General features: G+C 72.0%; 14 protein-coding genes. 9 read left to right on the top strand and 5 right to left on the bottom strand.

The window, feature by feature from the left end:
- Window positions 1-67 precede the first annotated feature (67 nt).
- The 9 genes from A9977_RS34675 (at window position 68) to A9977_RS24450 (ending at window position 11275) form a co-directional block, all read left to right on the top strand.
- Entirely contained in the window at window positions 68-2152 is a 2085-nt protein-coding gene (locus A9977_RS34675; RefSeq protein WP_183027437.1) for a LamG-like jellyroll fold domain-containing protein, read from the top strand.
- A complete protein-coding gene (locus A9977_RS24415) occupies window positions 2149-2457 on the top strand; it encodes a hypothetical protein (RefSeq protein ID WP_183027438.1) in 309 nt (102 codons plus the stop codon). Before A9977_RS34675 ends, A9977_RS24415 begins: the two co-directional genes overlap by 4 nt.
- Window positions 2458-2474: 17 nt before the next feature.
- Window positions 2475-4598: a phosphocholine-specific phospholipase C gene (locus A9977_RS24420; RefSeq protein WP_183027439.1), complete on the top strand. Its 2124-nt coding sequence runs from the start codon at window positions 2475-2477 to the stop codon at window positions 4596-4598.
- A 36-nt stretch (window positions 4599-4634) separates the two neighbouring features.
- A complete protein-coding gene (locus A9977_RS24425; protein ID WP_183027440.1) occupies window positions 4635-5642 on the top strand; it encodes an ABC transporter ATP-binding protein in 1008 nt (335 codons plus the stop codon).
- On the top strand, window positions 5639-7294 hold the full coding sequence (locus tag A9977_RS24430) for an ABC transporter permease subunit (protein WP_183027441.1): 1656 nt from the start codon (window positions 5639-5641) through the stop codon (window positions 7292-7294). The genes A9977_RS24425 and A9977_RS24430 overlap by 4 nt, the downstream gene beginning before the upstream one ends.
- A 21-nt stretch (window positions 7295-7315) precedes the next feature.
- On the top strand, window positions 7316-8092 hold the full coding sequence (locus A9977_RS24435; RefSeq protein ID WP_183027442.1) for a DeoR/GlpR family DNA-binding transcription regulator: 777 nt from the start codon (window positions 7316-7318) through the stop codon (window positions 8090-8092).
- A gap of 19 nt (window positions 8093-8111) precedes the next feature.
- Entirely contained in the window at window positions 8112-9518 is a 1407-nt protein-coding gene (locus A9977_RS24440; protein WP_183027443.1) for an ethanolamine ammonia-lyase subunit EutB, read from the top strand.
- Window positions 9515-10300, top strand: coding sequence for an ethanolamine ammonia-lyase subunit EutC (gene eutC, locus A9977_RS24445; protein WP_183027444.1), 786 nt, complete (start codon window positions 9515-9517; stop codon window positions 10298-10300). Before A9977_RS24440 ends, eutC begins: the two co-directional genes overlap by 4 nt.
- A gap of 99 nt (window positions 10301-10399) precedes the next feature.
- A complete protein-coding gene (locus tag A9977_RS24450) occupies window positions 10400-11275 on the top strand; it encodes a hypothetical protein (protein WP_183027445.1) in 876 nt (291 codons plus the stop codon).
- Window positions 11276-11299: 24 nt separating this feature from the next.
- On the opposite strand, the gene A9977_RS24455 is transcribed toward A9977_RS24450, so the two are convergent.
- From A9977_RS24455 to A9977_RS24475, 5 genes are all read right to left on the bottom strand, one after another.
- Complete coding sequence (locus A9977_RS24455) at window positions 11300-12091, bottom strand: DUF3047 domain-containing protein (RefSeq protein WP_259652125.1); 792 nt, start codon at window positions 12089-12091, stop codon at window positions 11300-11302.
- Window positions 12092-12207: 116 nt separating this feature from the next.
- A complete protein-coding gene (locus tag A9977_RS24460) occupies window positions 12208-12663 on the bottom strand; it encodes a YchJ family protein (RefSeq protein ID WP_183027446.1) in 456 nt (151 codons plus the stop codon).
- 47 nt (window positions 12664-12710) lie between these two features.
- The gene (locus tag A9977_RS24465) at window positions 12711-13694 is read right to left on the bottom strand and encodes a tripartite tricarboxylate transporter substrate-binding protein (RefSeq protein ID WP_183027447.1); all 984 of its coding nucleotides are present in this window, start codon (window positions 13692-13694) and stop codon (window positions 12711-12713) included.
- Complete coding sequence (locus A9977_RS24470) at window positions 13691-14821, bottom strand: acyl-CoA dehydrogenase family protein (protein ID WP_183027448.1); 1131 nt, start codon at window positions 14819-14821, stop codon at window positions 13691-13693. The genes A9977_RS24465 and A9977_RS24470 overlap by 4 nt, the downstream gene beginning before the upstream one ends.
- Window positions 14822-14858: 37 nt before the next feature.
- Window positions 14859-16100, bottom strand: coding sequence for a glutamate carboxypeptidase (locus tag A9977_RS24475; protein WP_405054704.1), 1242 nt, complete (start codon window positions 16098-16100; stop codon window positions 14859-14861).
- Between the last annotated feature and the right edge of the window lie 20 nt (window positions 16101-16120).

Genomic DNA, 16120 nt, shown 5'->3' on the forward strand with positions numbered 1-16120 from the left:
TTTCCCGGCGCACGCGGCACCGAGCCGCCGGCGCGCCTGTCTTTCCTGTCGTCGACGGAGCCTTCCCGTGAGAGAACAACATCCAACCCACGCCCGCCTCGGCCGCACCGCGATCGGCCTGAGCCTGGCCCTGCTGCTGGCCGCCTGTGGCGGCGGTGGCAGCAACACCGGCACGCCCGAGCAGCCGCCCGCGCCGCCCGTGACACCGGTCGATCCCCCGGCACCGCCGCCCACGCCGGCGCCCGTCAGCAAGGCATTGCTGATCGGCGTCGACGGCGTGCAGTACGAAGCCCTGCAGCAGGCGCTGGCCGCGACGCGCCTGCCTTCGCTGCAGGGCCTGGGCACGCTGCTGCCGGCCTACACCGGCGGTGTCATGGGCCGCGCCACGCAGCAGCAGGCGACCGCCGGACCGGGCTGGGCCACGCTGCTGACCGGAACCTGGGCCGACCGCCACGAGATCCGCTCCAACTACGAAGGCCAGGCCTTCAGCGCCGACACGGTGTTCAAGCAGCTCAAGGCGGTGCAGGCCGGTGCCCGCACCGCCACCATCGCCAGCTGGGGCGGCCTGCCGCAACTGCTGCGCGCCGACCGCGCGGCAGGCTACCTCGACCTGGCCAAGGACTGCGCCGGCGACGACGCCTGCGTGGGCAGCGAGACCTCCGCCGCCATCGCTTCCGGCGACTACGCACTGGTGGTGGCCGACTTCCAGGGGCCCGCGCAGGTCGCCGATGTCGCGGGCTACGGCAGCGACTACCAGAACGCGCTGGCCACGCTGGACCGCCGCCTGGCCGCCGTGCGCGCCACGCTGGCCAGCCGCCGCCAGGCGCACCCCGAGGAGGACTGGCTGGTGATCGTCGCGGGCACCCACGGCCTGGGCGCCACCGGCGTCGCCGACGGCATTCCGGTGCCGTCGAACCTCGCCACCTTCGTGGCGCTCGACCGCCCCGCCAACCTCGCGCTCACCGCGCCCACGACCCTGCCGACGGCGATCACGCCCTGGTACGCCTATGCGGCGGCGACCGACATCGCGCCCACGCTGCTGACCCACCTGTCGGCCCGCCCCGCCGCCAAGGCCTATGCCATCGACGGCAGCCCGCTGGTGGGCCCCTCGGCGGTGCGGCAGCTCCAGGCCGCGACCAACGAGGCCCGCAGCGGCGTGGTGCTGGGCTGGACCCTGCCGACGCCGCCGGCCGCGCTCACGGTGCTGCGCGACGGCGAAGTGCTGGCCACGCTGCCCGCCGACGCCACCAGTTACGAGGACACGGCGATGAAGCCCGCGGCCAGCGGCTTCTACACCTACAACTACACGGTGGTGGCGGGCAGCGTGCCGACCTCGCTGCGCGCCACGCTGGACTACAAGAAGCCGGAGCCGCCGATCGAGCTGCTTGCCAGCCTGCGCGACGGCCTCACGCACCTGTTCGCACTGCAGGGCACGCTGGCCGACCGCATCGACGCCGGCACGGTCTTCACGCCCTGGGTCGCGGCTGCCGCGCCGGTCTACACCGCCGCCGGCGATGCGCCCTTCAAGGGCACGGGCCGCGCGCTGGCCTCGACCAACTACGCCGGGCCCACGGTCTGCGCATCCTGCGACGGCGGCCTGCGCATTCCCACCGCGAAGGTCACCAGCACCAGCACCTCCTTCAGCTTCGGCTTCTGGTTCCGCTCCGACGCCACGCGCTCGGGCATGCCGATCGTGTCGAACAAGGACTGGGGCAGCGGTTCCAACCCCGGCATCGCGCTGGGGCAGTACGGCAGCGCCATCCGCTTCAACATCGGCAAGGGCGGCGCGCGCCTGGGCGACAAGGACCTGAATTTCAGCGCCAACACCTGGGTCTATGCCGCGATGACGGTCGACATCCCGACCCTCAAGGCGAACTACTACGTGTTCGACCCGGTGCTGGGCCTGCAGAGCAGCTCCGGCACGCTGACGGCCGACTACGTGGCGGCGCTCAACGGCCTCAACAAGGGCTTCTCGCTCAACGAGGACGGCGACGGCGGCTACGGCCCGAACTACCGCAACGGCAACGCCAGCAACACCATCGGCGGCCGCTTCGACTTCAGCGAGTTCGGCAGCTGGAACCGCGCGCTGACACCGGCCGAGATCACCTCGATCGCGCGCTCGGGCCAGTCGATCACCACGCTGCTGCCATGACGGAGGCCCGCATGCAGACGCCCGGCACCTCCCCGGCTTCGCGCCCCGCCGCCTGGCGGTGGCTCTCGACCGCGGCGCTCGCCTGCGCGCTGGCCGCCTGCGGCGGTGGCAGCGGCGGCGCCGCGCCCGCCGGCCCGGCCACGGGCGACAACAAACCCGGCGGCGACACGCCGCTGGTGGTGGTCACGCCCAACGACCCGGCCACCGCCGGCCCGCCCGCCGACGCGCTCACGCCGCCGGGCGAAACACCGCAAGACCCTTCCACCCCGCCCCGGCGCCCCGCATCGGTGCGCTGCGCGCCCTGAGTTCCCGAGATCCGTCCATGAAGAAGAACGACGACCATTCGCCAAGCCGCCGCGGCTTCCTGCGCGCCGCCACCGGCACGGCCGGCGCCGCGGCCGCGATGGGCCTGCTGCCGCCCAGCATCCGGCGCGCGCTGGCCATCCCCGCCGCGCAGGACACCGGCACCATCAACGACGTGCAGCACGTGGTGATCCTGATGCAGGAGAACCGCTCCTTCGACCACTACTTCGGCACGCTGCGCGGCGTGCGCGGCTTCGGCGACCGCTTCCCGGTGCCGCTGGCCAACGGCCAGCCGGTCTGGAACCAGCCGGCCACCAGCGGCAGCGCGACCTGCCTGCCCTTCCACTACGACACCACCCTCACCAGCGCGCAGCGCACCACCGGCATGGCCCACAGCTGGGCCGACGGCCAGCAGGCCTGGAACGGCGGGCGCATGAACCAGTGGGTGGCGGCCAAGACGGCGCGCGCGCTGGGCCACTACAAGGAAAGCGACATGCCTTTCCAGTTCGCGCTGGCCAACGCCTTCACGGTGTGCGATGCCTACCACTGCAGCGAACTCACCGGCACCAACTCGAACCGGCTGTTCCTCTGGACCGGCACCAACGACCCGCTGGGCCAGGGCGGCGGCCCGGCCATCGACAACACCAACGACGACCTGGCCAACGAACCGGGCTACAGCTGGACCACCTACCCCGAGCGGCTGGAGGCCGCGGGCATCCGCTGGCAGGTCTACCAGGACATGGCGGACAACTACACCGACAACCCGCTCGAAGGCTTCACCAACTACCGCAACGCCTACTACACCGCCACGCCGAACGCGGCCCAGGCCTCGCTCAAGGCCCGTGCGCTGTCGACCCGCTCGCTGGACGACCTGCGCGCCGACGTGACCGGCGGCACGCTGCCGCAGGTCAGCTGGATCGTGGCGCCGGCCAAGTACTCCGAACACCCCGGCCCCTCGTCGCCGCTGTGGGGCGCCGAGTACACCTCGCGCGTGCTGGACGCGCTCACGGCCGACCCGGCGGTCTGGAGCAAGACCGTGCTGTTCGTCATGTTCGACGAGAACGACGGCTACTTCGACCACATGCCGCCGCCCGCCATCCCCTCGCTCAACGACGACGGCACGCCGGCCGGCCAGAGCACGGTGTCGACGCTGGGCGAACGCAACGACCTCAAGGCGCCCTACCGCGGCTCGCCCTACGGCATGGGCTGGCGCGTGCCGATGTACGTGGTGTCGCCCTGGAGCCGCGGCGGCTGGGTCGACTCCCAGGTCGCCGACCACACCTCGGTGATCCGCTTCCTCGAAGTCCGCTTCGGCGTGGTCGAGCCCAACATCAGCGCCTGGCGCCGCGCGGTCAGCAGCGACCTGCTGTCCTGCTTCAACTTCGCCACCCCCAATGCGGCGATGCCCGCGCTGCCGGTGATCACCGGCGCCGAGGCCGATGCGGCCATCGCGAAGCAGCTGCTGCTGCCGACGCCGACGGCCCCCGCGCCGGGCACGGGCAGCCTGCCGGTGCAGGCCTCCGGCGTGCGCCACTCGCGCGCCCTGCCCTACGAGCTGCACACCAGCGGCCGGCCCGACGTCGACCGCCAGCAGTTCTGGCTGGTGTTCAGCAACACCGGCAAGGCCGGCGCGGTGTTCCATGTCTACAACCACCTCGCGCTCAACGCGGTGCCGCGCCGCTACACGGTCGAGGCCGGCAAGATGCTCAACGACAGCTGGGCGGTGGCCAAGGACGGCGGCTACGACCTGTCGGTGTTCGGCCCCAACGGCTTCTTCCGGCGCTTCCGCGGCAAGCTGCCGGCCACGCTGGCCGGCGGTGTGGGCCTGCCCGAGACCCGCGTCTGCTACGACACGGCCAACGGCGAGGTCTACCTCGAGCTGCAGAACCTCGGCAACATCGCCTGCACCGTGCACATCGCGCCCGCGGCCTATCGCACCGACGGCCCCTGGACCTTCACGCTGGCGCCGGGCCAGCTCGTGCAGCAGCGCTGGGACCTGAGCTACAGCCGGCAGTGGTACGACTTCGCGGTGAGCGCCAACGTCGACAGCGGCAACGTCTACCTGCGCCGCTTCGCCGGCCGGGTGGAGACGGGTGCGGACGGCATCAGCGACCCCGCGATGGGCCTGGCCACGCCGGCCTGAGGCGCATCCCGCAAGCTAAGAAGGAACAGCAACAAGATGGCACTGCAGATCAGGAACCTCCACAAAAGCTTCGGCGGCCAGCCCGCGCTGGAGCGCATCGAACTCGACGTGGGGGGCGCCGAATTCGTCTGCCTGCTGGGCCCGAGCGGCTGCGGCAAGACCACGCTGCTGCGCATCATCGCGGGCCTGATGGCCGCCGATGGCGGCAGCGTGTCGCTCAACGGCCGCGACCTGGCGCAGATGCCGGCGCGCGAGCGCGGCTTCGGCATCGTGTTCCAGTCCTATTCGCTGTTCCCCCACATGACGGTGGCGCAGAACGTGGGCTACGGCCTGCGCATCCGCGGCGAGAACGCGGCCGCCATCGACAAGCGCGTGGCCGCGCTGCTCGACATGGTCAAGCTGCCGGGCTTCGGCGCGCGCTTCCCGGGCCAGCTCTCGGGCGGCCAGCAGCAGCGCGTGGCGATCGCCCGCGCGCTGGCCGTCAACCCCTCGCTGCTGCTGCTCGACGAGCCGCTGTCGGCGCTCGACGCCCGCGTGCGCGCCGACCTGCGCGGCGAGCTGCGCGAGGTGCAGCGCAACCTGGGCATCCCGACGCTGATGGTCACGCACGACCAGGAGGAAGCCATGTCGATGGCCGACACCATCGTCTGCATGAACCACGGCCGCATCGAGCAGCAGGGCGCACCGCAGGACCTCTACCTGCGCCCGCGCACCCGCTTCGTGGCCGACTTCATGGGCCACAGCAACCTGTTGCCGCCCGCGCTCGCGCGCCAGTGGGTGCCCGCGCTGCCGCCGCTGCCTGCGGGCCTCGCCGAGGCCGAGGCGCTGCTGTGCGTGCGGCCCGAGCGCATCCGGCTCGGCGCCGCCTCGGAAGCGGTGGGCCAGGTCACGGGCATTTCCTTCCTGGGCAGCATCCAGCGTGTGCGGCTGCGCTGGAACGAGCATGACCTGCTGGCCGAGACCTCGAGCGCCGTGCCGCTGCAGCCGGGCCAGAGCGTCTTCCTCGCGGTCGGCGCGGCCGACTGCAGCTGGGTGCGCGCATGACGCCGTCGCTACCCCTGCACGTCGCCGACCGCTGGCTGCTGCGCGCCTGCCTGTGGCTGCCGCTGGCCGGGCTGCTGCTGTTCTTCGGGCTGCCGATGCTGGCCATCGCCTGGCGCAGCCTGGTGCAGGACGGCGCCAGTGGCGGCATCGGGCTGGGCAACTATGCGGCCCTGTGGGACACGCCCGGCGTCTGGCGCGCGCTGGGCAACAGCCTGCTGCTGGGCGGGGCGACCACGGTGGTCACGCTGCTGCTGGCCTTCGTGGTGGCCTTCGGCATCGAGCGCACCTGCATGCCCGGGCGCCACTTCACCGCCATCGGCATGTCGCTGCCGGTGCTCGCGCCCTCGCTGGTGCTGGGCCTGGGCCTGATCTTCCTGCTCGGGCGCAACGGCGTGGTGGGCAAGGCCTTCGGCGTGCGGCCCGAGATCTACGGCTTCTGGGGCCTGCTGATCGCCGATGTGCTCTACGCGCTGCCGCAGGCGGTGCTGATCCTGCGCACCGCGCTGCGCCACGGCGACGCGCGCCAGTACGACGCGGCCGAGGTGCTGGGCGCCACGCCCTGGCGGCAGTTCGTCGACATCACCTTGCCGGGGGTGCGCTACGGCGTGCTGAGCGCCGGCTTCGTGGTGTTCACCTTGACCATCACCGACTTCGGCAACGCGGTGGTGATCGGCGGCAACTTCCAGGTGCTGGCCACCGAGATCTACAACCAGGTCAGCGGCCAGATGAAGTTCGGCATGGGCGCGGTGATCGGCATCGTGCTGCTGGTGCCGGCCGCGCTGTCGGTGGCCATCGAGCACCTGGCGGCGCAGCGCCAAGCCGGCCTGGGCGCCGAATCGGCCCAGCCGCCGGTGCCCAAGCCCCGGCCGGCGCGCGACGGCGCCTTCTTCGCGGCTTCGCTGCTGATCGTGGGCGCGATCTACGCGGTGGTGCTGACGGTGGTGGTGGCGAGCTTCATCCGGCTCTGGCCCTACCGGCTCGACCTCACGCTCAAGCACTACGACATCCAGATCGCGGGCGGCTACGCCCCGCTGTGGACCTCGATCCTGGTCTCGCTGATCGCGGCGGTGGTGGGCACGCTGCTGCTGTTCCTGCTGGCCTTCGGCGTGCAGCGGCTGCCCGGGCGCACCGCCAACGCGGCGCGGCTGCTGAGCGCGCTGCCGGTGGCCGTGCCCGGCCTGGTGCTGGGCCTGGCCTACGTCTTCACCTTCAACTCGGCCGCCATGCCCTGGGGCCTGCTCTACGGCAGCGCGGTGCTGCTGGCGATGTGCAACTACTACCACCACCACACGCAGGGATTTGTGAGCATGATGACGGGCATGCGCACCGTCCCCGTCGCCCTCGAAGACGCCACCACGGTGCTGGGCGGTGGCGTGGGGCGGGTGCTGGCCGACGTCTACTGGCCCGCGCTGCGCACCACGCTGATGGCCATCGCGGTGTTCCTGTTCATGCGCTCGATGGTCACGCTGTCGGCCGTGATCTTCCTGATCACGCCCTCGCTCACGCTGAGCGCCGTCACCGTGATGCGGCTCGACGAGGCCGGCTTCACCTCCCAGGCCGCGGCCTTCTCCACCTGCATCATGGCGGTGGTCGGCGCGATGGCGCTGCTGTTGCACCTGCTCACGCGCCGCTCCGTGCCGGCCGCCCACTGAAACCCGTACCGTTTGTCCACCATGCTTCAAGAAGAACGATTCCTGCGCATCCGCAACCTGCTGGCCACCTTCTCGCGCGTGAGCGTCGATCGCATCGTGCAGGACCTCTCGGTCTCGCGCGAGACCGTGCGGCGCGACCTGCTCGAGCTCGAAGGCACGGGCGAGCTGCGCCGCGTGCACGGCGGCGCCGTGGCCACCGGCCCCGAGCCCGAGGCACCGCTGGCCGTGCGGCTGGTGGCGCGCCAGAAGGAGAAGCGCGCCATCGCCAAGGCCGCGGTGGGCCTGCTGCGCCCGGGCCAGACGCTGTTCCTCGACGCCGGCAGCACCACCGCGATCCTGGCCGAGGAGATCGCCATGCTCAGCGGCATGACGGTGATCACCAACTCGCTCAACATCGCGCTCAAGCTGGCCGGTGCCGACGAGGGCCGCAGCTCGCACAACGTGGTGCGCCTGCTGGGCGGCGGCATCGACGTGGGCACCCAGGCCACGCACGGCGACGGCACGCTGGAGGACATCCGCCGCTTCCGGGTCGACGTGGCGCTGATGTCGCCCGTGGGCCTGCACGCCAAGCACGGCGCGATGAGCTTCGAGCACCACGAGGCCGCGGTGGCGCGCGCCATGGCCGAGCAGGCGCAGCAGCTGGTGATCCTGGCCGACCACAGCAAGATCGGCGTGGCCAGCCGCGTGACCTATGCGCGCTGCGCCGACATCGACGTCATCGTGACCGACGCCAAGGCGCGCGGCGTGGCGGCGCTCGCCGGCCTGCGCAAGGCCTGCGAACGCGTGATCGTCGCCTGAGCCCCCACGGACCCGCGCCATGCCCTACCGCCACACCCTCGGCACCGCCACCTGGGCCTTCGCCGACCTGCGCACGCTGATGGCCAAGGCCACGCCGGCGCGCTCGGGCGACGTGCTCGCGGGGCTGGCGGCGGCCACGGCGGTGGAGCGCATGGCGGCGCGCATGTGCCTGGCCGAGGTGCCGCTGCGGCGCTTCCTCGAGGAGATGCTGGTCCCTTACGAGAGTGACGAGGTCACGCGGCTGATCGTCGACACGCACGACGCCGCGGCCTTCGCGCCGATCGCGCACCTCACGGTCGGCGACTTCCGCGACTGGCTGCTGTCCGAGGCGGCCGACAGCGCCATGCTGGCGCGCGTGGCGCCCGGCATCACGCCCGAGATGGCGGCCGCGGTGAGCAAGCTGATGCGCCAGCAGGACCTGATCCTGGTGGCGCGCAAGTGCCGCGTGCTCACGCGCTTTCGCAACACCATCGGCCTGCCCGGCCACCTGGCGGTGCGGCTGCAGCCCAACCACCCGACCGACGACCTGCGCGGCATCGCGGCCTCGATGGTCGACGGCCTGCTCTACGGCGCGGGCGATGCGGTGATCGGCATCAACCCCGCGACCGACGGCCTGCCCGCGCTCACGCGGCTGGTGCACATGCTCGACGAACTCATCTCGAAGCTCGGCATCCCCACCCAGTCCTGCGTGCTCACGCACGTGACCAACACCCTGCAGATGATCGAGCAGGGCGCGCCGGTCGACCTGGTGTTCCAGTCGGTGGCCGGCACCCAGAAGGCCAACACCAGCTTCGGCATCGACCTGGCGCTGCTGCGCGAGGCGCACGAGGCCGCGCTGTCGCTGCGGCGCGGCCCGCTGGGCGACAACGTGATGTATTTCGAGACCGGCCAGGGCAGCGCGCTGTCGGCCGACGCGCACCACGGCGTCGACCAGCAGACCTGCGAGGCGCGCGCCTATGCGGTGGCACGCGCCTTCCGGCCGCTGCTGGTGAACACCGTGGTCGGCTTCATCGGGCCCGAGTACCTGTACGACGGCAAGCAGATCATCCGCGCCGGCCTGGAGGACCACTTCTGCGGCAAGCTCATGGGCCTGCCGCTGGGCTGCGACGTCTGCTACACCAACCATGCCGAGGCCGACTCCGACGACATGGACGCGCTGATGACGCTGCTGGGCACGGCCGGCCTGACCTTCCTGATGGGCGTGCCGGGCGCCGACGACATCATGCTCAACTACCAGAGCACCTCCTTCCACGACGCGCTCTACCTGCGCGAGGTGCTGGGCCTGAAACGCGCGCCCGAGTTCGAGGCCTGGCTGCAGGCGATGCAGCTGAGCGATGCGAGTGGCCGCATGCGGCCGTTGACGGCGCAGCACCCGGCGCTGCAGCAGATGCGCCAGTTGCGCATCGGCGACGGAGGCACGCCATGACGGATGCCGATCCCTGGGACGACCTGCGCGCCTACACCGCGGCCCGGCTGGCCCTGGGCCGCAGCGGCGCCAGCATGCCCACGGACGAGCTGTTGCGCTTCGGCTTCGCCCATGCGCAGGCGCGCGACGCGGTGCATGCCGTGCTCGATATCGACGCGCTCGCGCAGGCGCTGGCCGACGACGGCCTGGCCAGCGTGCCCGTCCACAGCGCCGCCCCCGATCGCGCGGCCTACCTGCTGCGGCCCGACCTGGGACGGCGCCTCGACGATGCGAGCGTGCAGGCGCTGCGCGCGGCCGCGGGCCCGAGCCCGGTGGCCGGTTGCGACCTGCTGCTGGTGGTGGGCGACGGTCTCTCCTCGCTGGCGGTCGAGCGCAACGCACGCGCGCTGATCGCCGCGCTGCGCACGCACGCGCCGGCCGACTGGCGCCTCGGCCCGGTGGTGATCGCGCGGCAGGCGCGCGTGGCCCTGGCCGACGAGGCCGGCGCGCTGCTCGGCGCGCAACTGGTGGCGATGCTGATCGGCGAGCGCCCCGGCCTGAGCTCGCCCGACAGCCTGGGCCTGTACCTGACCTGGCGACCCGCGGTCGGCCGCCACGACGCCGAGCGCAACTGCATCTCGAACATCCGGCCCGAGGGCCTGGACCCCGAAACCGCCGCCCGCCGCTTCTGGTGGCTGGCCCGCGAAGCCAAGCGCCTGCAGCTCACCGGCGTGCAGCTCAAGGACCGCAGCGACGATGCCGCGATCGCGGCCCCGCCCGCCTCGCCTTCGCTGCCCACCTGACCCCTCCCGTTCCCCCGCCTGCGCAGGAATCCGCCTGCGCAGGGCCTCGCCTCGTCGGTGGCCACCAGCCGCCGCGTCTTTGAAAATGGAGTTCTCCCAATGATCCGCACCCTCCGGCCCCTGGCCCTCGCCGTCGTCTTCGGTTCGTTCCTCACGGCCTGCAGCGCCCCCGGTCCGTCGGCGCCCGCCATCGACAACAGCGCCATCGGCCAGCCCGAGTTCCGCGCCCACACCGCCACCTACGGGGTGGTCTACCGGCTGCCCAAGGAAGTGAACGAGGTGCTCGACGCCCGCGTGTACCCGGTGCTGCGCCAGGACCTGGTGCGCCTGGGCCTGCAGGCCGAAGCGCAGAACTTCAACATCCCGCACGTGACCGTGGTGCACATCCACAGCGCCGACCCCGGCACGCCGCTGAAGATGCTCAAGGCGCTGCCCAAGCCGCCCGCGCCGATCGCGCTGACGCTCAAGACCTTCTACACCACCGAGGCCGCCAAGGACGCCGGCCGCCCCTGGTGGCTGGACCTGGGCATCGTCAAGACCGGCCCCGGCTTCGAGGCGCTGATGGCCTACAACACCGTGACCACCGCCGCCATGGCCCCGCTGCGCGACGGCCCGCTGCCGCGCGTGACCGGCCCGGTCTACGCCAAGATGGCCGAGGCCGGCCGCGAGCTGGTGAAGACCGTGGGCGTGAGCGGCGTCAACGTGGTCAAGGACGGCAAGGAACTGCGTTTGCACAACCCGCACAACACCCTGGTCTACAGCATGGCGCCCTTCACGCCCGCGGTGCAGGCCGCGATGAACCAGGAAGCGGCCAAGTTCAACGCCGTGCTGCCCGAGGGCATCGCCACCACCTTCCGCGACGTGTCGATCGTCGAGCTGGCCTTCGCCGGCAACGTGACGCGCGAGATCTACCGCATCAGCCTGGTCGACGGCACGGTGACCGACGTCGCCACGGGCAAGACCATCGCCCGCTAGGGCTGGTGAACAGGCCCTAAGGGCTCAGGGGCCGTGCACCGTCTGCATCGACGGTCCGGCTCCCGTGCCGCGCAGGTCGAGGTCGGCGAAATAGGCCAGGCCCTGGCTGCCGGTGTTGTCGGCATCGGCCGAGACCGCCACGCCCACCACGTCGGGCTGCAGCCCGCCCGCCTCCGCGCCGAAGGCCCGCTGGTAGTCGGCCAGCAGGTTGCGCCGCTCGCTGCGCCAGGCGCCCGGCTCGGCCGGGCCCGATTCCAGCACCAGCATCCGGATGCGCTGGGTGAAGGCATTGACCAGCTCGGTGTTGCGCGCCTCCTTCCCGTCCCAGACGTAGCACAGCGTCTCGCTGGGCACGTCCTCGCCGGTGGCGCTGCGCGCCAGCGCCAGGCGGGCGCGCTCGGTGAAGGGCAGCCGGTCGGTCGGCAGCGCGAAGAACACGCAGAGCTTGGCCGCACCGTCGTCCCCCGCGCGGGTGCGCAGGTCGGCGCCCTCGACGAAGCGGTCGACCCGCCAGCGCCAGCCCAGCGTGGCGCCGCCATCGAGCGCGAGGCGCACCGGATGCACGAGATTGCCGTAGGCATCGTCGGTCTCGACGCGCAGCACCGTCCGGCCGTCCAGCCGCACCACCTCGAAGCGCGTGGCCTTCTTGTTGGGCAGGGTGCTGAAATGCCAGGGCGGTGGCGCCGCGCCGGTCGAGGTGGGCGAGAAGGCGGTCAACAGGGGCGACGGCGCGCCCTGCGCACGCGCGCCGAGCGGAAGCGCAAGACACGACAGCAGCGCCAGGGCCGCCATGCAGGAACGACGTAAGGGAGTCATCGGGAGCGCCTTCCGCACGAGGGTTGCGAACAGCCGCACAGTGTGCCGCGTTCAAGGCCCGGGCGTGTGACGCCGCAACGAATCGTTGCGTTCGCGCGCCGTGGACAGTCCGGCTGCTAGCGCGGCTCGCCGTCCACGTAGTACCAGCGCTGGCGTTCGGCCTGCTCGCCCACGGCCGGCTCGACCTCGCGCACGAAGCGGCTGCGCTCGTGCAGCCGGGTGGCGACGCCGCCGGCATCGCGCTGGCGGGCGACGAACTCGACCTCGGCGTGGTCGGCGTCGAGCACCGAGCGCGAGCGCACGTCCAGGCCCAGCCACTTCACGCCGGCGTCGAAATCGACCGCGGCCGGCCGCGTCGTCGGGTGCCAGGTCGCCAGCAGGTACGCGGCGCGCTGCAGCACGAAGGCCGCATAGCGCGAGCGCATCAGCGACTCGGCGTCGGGCGCCGGCGTCTGCTCGAAGTCGTCGAGGTACCGGCCGCAGCACAGCGCGAAGGCGAAGGGCTTGTCCCGGCGGTCGGTGCGACCACAGGGGCAAGGGCCGGCGGGGGGAATGATCGGGCTGCTGCTCATGACGGGCTCCATTGGAACACCATCCGCCGCGGCCTCGGCGAGGGCGCTCACCATCGCGCCTGCCCGACGCGCCAGCGCTCGGCTTCGGCGTCCTCGAGCCGCAGGTAGCCGGCACGCGTCTGCCCGCCCGGGATGGCGCTGTGTTCCAGCAGTTCGCGTCGCACCTCGGGCAGCGCCAGCGCCTCGGTGGCGGCCTGCTGCAGCGGCGCCGTGAGGCCCTCGGGCGTGCCGGGCGGCGCGAACAGTGAGTAGTAGCTGTAGGCCTCGAAGCGCGCCAGCGAGCGGTCGGCCTGCTGCAGCGTCACCGGGCCCTTCGGCATGCCCAGCGTGCGCGGCGTGGGCTGCGGATCGCCGGCGCCGCAGGCGATGCCGAGCACGCGGAAGGCGCCGTCGCGCACGCTGTCGATGGCGGCGCTCAGTTCGGCGAACAGCAGGTCGACCCGGCCGGCGGCCACCCCCCGCACGTCGGGCGTGAGCCCGTTCGCCGGCAGCCGCGTGAGGTAGGTGCGGGTCATGCTCTTGAACAGCTCGGTCGCCATGTGGTCGATGCTGCCGTCGACGCCGGTGGCGATGGTGAGCCGGCCGGGGTGGGCACGCAGGTAGCGCAGCAGCTGCGCGGTGTCGCGGATGCGCAGCGCCTCGGCGCGCGCCGGGTTCATCAGCAGCACCATCGGATCGCGCGCCACCAGCGTCACCGGTGCCAGGCTGTCCATCAGGCGGTTGTCGTCGTCGGCCGGCGCCAAGGGCGTGCCCCGGCGCGGCAGGCGCACGCCCGCGAGCAGCAGCGTGCGGGCATCGGGCGTGCCCTGGGCGAAGGCCCGGATCTCGGCCGTGACCTCGCCCTGGCGGTACGCGACCGCCACCGGCCCGGTCCGCACGCGGCGCAGCGCGGCGGCGAAGGTCTCGGCCAGGTAGCCGGTGCGGCCGCCCTGCGGGAAGGGCACGACGATGCGCAGCGGCTCGGCCTGCGCATGGGCCCAGGGTGCCGCGGCCAGCGCGGCGCCCGTGGCCAGCAGCTGGCGGCGTTTCACGCCAGCGCGCGCTGGATCAGCAGCTTCTGGATGTCCGAGGTGCCTTCGTAGATCTGGCAGACCCGCACGTCGCGGTAGATGCGCTCCAGCGGAAAGTCGTTGACGTAGCCATAGCCGCCCAGCGTCTGGATCGCGGCGCTGCAGACCTTCTCGGCCATCTCGCTGGCGAACAGCTTGGCCATCGCCGCCTCCTTGAGGCAGGGCCGGCCCGCGTCGCGCAGCGCGGCCGCATGCCAGATCAGCTGGCGCGCGGCCTCGAGCTGGGTCGCGCATTCGGCCAGGCGGAAGCCCACGGCCTGCTGCTCGAAGATGCTGCCGCCGAAGGCCTGGCGCTCCTTGGCATAGGCCAGCGCCACGTCGAAGGCACTGCGCGCCATGCCCACGCTCTGCGCCGCGATGCCGATGCGGCCGCCCTCGAGCGCGCCCAGCGCGATCTTGTAGCCCTCGCCCTCGGCGCCGATCAGGTTCTCGCGCGGGATGCGGCAACCATCGAAGTTGATCAGCGCGGTGTCGCTGCTGTGCTGGCCCAGCTTCTCCTCCAGCCGCGCCACGCTGTAGCCCGGCGCATCGGTGGGCACGATGAAGGCGCTCATGCCGCGCTTGCCCGCGGCCTTGTCGGTGACCGCGATCACGATCGCGACCTGGCCGTTCTTGCCGCTGGTGATGAACTGCTTGACGCCGTCGATCACGTAGGCGTCGCCGTCCTTGCGCGCGGTGGTGCGCAGGCTGGAGGCGTCGCTGCCGGCCTGCGGCTCGGTCAGGCAGAAGGCGCCGAGCATCCGGCCCTGCGCCAGCGGCCAGAGCCACTGCTTCTTCTGCTCGGCATTGCCGTAGCGCATCAGGATCGCGTTGACCGGGCAGTTGGTCACGCTGATCGCGGTGCTGGTGCCGCCGTCGCCGGCCGCGATCTCCTCCAGCACCAGCGCCAGCGTGAGGTAGTCGAGGCCGGCGCCGCCGTCTTCCTCGGGCACGCAGATGCCGTAGGCGCCCAGCGCCGCCAGGCCCTGGTGCACTTCCTTGGGGAAGTGGTGTTCGCGGTCCCAGCGCGGGGCGTGCGGCCAGATCTCGGTCTGGCAGAAATCGCGAACCGCGTCGCGGATCGCTTCCTGGTCGGTGGTGAGCAGCATGCGGGTCTCCTTCGTTTCTCTTGTTGTCTCTCGGGCCTTAGCGGCCCTGGCCCAGGTCCATGATCAGCCGCGCCGTCATGTAGAGCCGGCGCGGGATCGCATCGACCAGCACGTACTCGGCCTTGTCGCTGTGGTAGCCGAAGCCCGGCAGGCCCAGGCCCTCGATCACCGGCTTGCCCGACAGGCCCGCATAGGCCGCGTCGGTGCCGCCGCCGCTGCGCTCGTCGACCTCGAGCTGGCCGCCGGCCTCGCGGTAGAAGGCACTGGCCTTGTCGATCAGCTTGCGGCCCTCGGCGCCGGCGTTGAAGGCCGGGCGGCCACGCGTGATGGTCAGCCTGACCTCGGCCTCCGGCAGCTTGCGCGCCTGGGCGCGTTCTTCCAGCAGCTTGAGCGCGGCCTCGAGGTCCTCGTTGCGCGCGTAGCGCACGTCGGCATTGAGGGTGGCGCTGTCGGGGATGATGTTCGACACCGTGCCGGCCTTGGCCACGGTCCAGTTGAAGCGCAGGCCGCGCGCCTTGTCGTCGATGTCCTGGGTGCGCAGCACCAGGTCGGACGCCTCGACCAGTGCATTGACGCCCAGCTCGGGCGCCGCGCCCGCATGCGAGGCCTTGCCCTTGATGTCGGCCTGCACGTAGGCGATGCCCGAGGTGCCGAGGTAGAAGCTCTCGCGCTCGGCATTGGTGGGCTCGAAGGACAGCACGTAGTCGGCCGCGCGCGCCTCGCTCTGGATCAGGTCGCGCGAGCCGAAGGAGCCCTTCTCCTCGTCGACGTTGAACAGCACCGTGAGGCTGCCGAAGTCGCGGAAGCCGTAGGTGGTGAGCAGCTTCAGCGCATGCAGGATCACCGCGCTGCCGCCCTTGTCGTCGGCGATGCCCGGGCCGTAGGCCTTGTTGCCCTCGATGCGGAAGGGCGCGCGCGCCAGCATGCCGCGCGGGTAGACCGTGTCCATGTGCGAAAGCAGCAGCAGGTGCTTGCCGGCCCGGCCGTCGAGCCGGCCGCGCAGCTTGCCCACGATGTTGTCGCCCACCGCCGGCGCCACCGCCTTGTGGCGGGTGACGCTGAAGCCCAGCGCCTTGAGCTCGTCCTCCAGCAGCTTGCCCGCGGCCGCGATGCCCTCGGCGTCGCCGGTGCCGCTCTCGATGTTGACCAGCCGCTCGAGCGTCTTCACGACCGCCGGCTGTTTGGCGGTGGCCGCATCGAACAGCACGTTGTCGCGCTTCTGCGCCCCGGCCGCCGGCAGCAGCGCCGCCAGGCACAGGGCGAGCATCGTCTGGCGCAGCCCGGTGCGCCGTCCACGAA

It is taken from the genome of Variovorax sp. UMC13 (genome assembly GCF_014170375.1).
GTDB lineage: Bacteria > Pseudomonadota > Gammaproteobacteria > Burkholderiales > Burkholderiaceae_C > Variovorax.

Coding starts and splice junctions, on each gene's coding strand:
- A9977_RS24420 (WP_183027439.1), top strand. CDS start 2,475: ATGAAGAAGAACGACGACCATTCGCCAAGCCGCCGCGGCTTCCTGCGC.
- A9977_RS24470 (WP_183027448.1), bottom strand. CDS start 14,821: ATGCTGCTCACCACCGACCAGGAAGCGATCCGCGACGCGGTTCGCGAT.
- A9977_RS24450 (WP_183027445.1), top strand. CDS start 10,400: ATGATCCGCACCCTCCGGCCCCTGGCCCTCGCCGTCGTCTTCGGTTCG.
- A9977_RS24430 (WP_183027441.1), top strand. CDS start 5,639: ATGACGCCGTCGCTACCCCTGCACGTCGCCGACCGCTGGCTGCTGCGC.
- A9977_RS24455 (WP_259652125.1), bottom strand. CDS start 12,091: ATGACTCCCTTACGTCGTTCCTGCATGGCGGCCCTGGCGCTGCTGTCG.
- eutC (WP_183027444.1), top strand. CDS start 9,515: ATGACGGATGCCGATCCCTGGGACGACCTGCGCGCCTACACCGCGGCC.
- A9977_RS24425 (WP_183027440.1), top strand. CDS start 4,635: ATGGCACTGCAGATCAGGAACCTCCACAAAAGCTTCGGCGGCCAGCCC.
- A9977_RS24460 (WP_183027446.1), bottom strand. CDS start 12,663: ATGAGCAGCAGCCCGATCATTCCCCCCGCCGGCCCTTGCCCCTGTGGT.
- A9977_RS24435 (WP_183027442.1), top strand. CDS start 7,316: ATGCTTCAAGAAGAACGATTCCTGCGCATCCGCAACCTGCTGGCCACC.
- A9977_RS24440 (WP_183027443.1), top strand. CDS start 8,112: ATGCCCTACCGCCACACCCTCGGCACCGCCACCTGGGCCTTCGCCGAC.
- A9977_RS24415 (WP_183027438.1), top strand. CDS start 2,149: ATGACGGAGGCCCGCATGCAGACGCCCGGCACCTCCCCGGCTTCGCGC.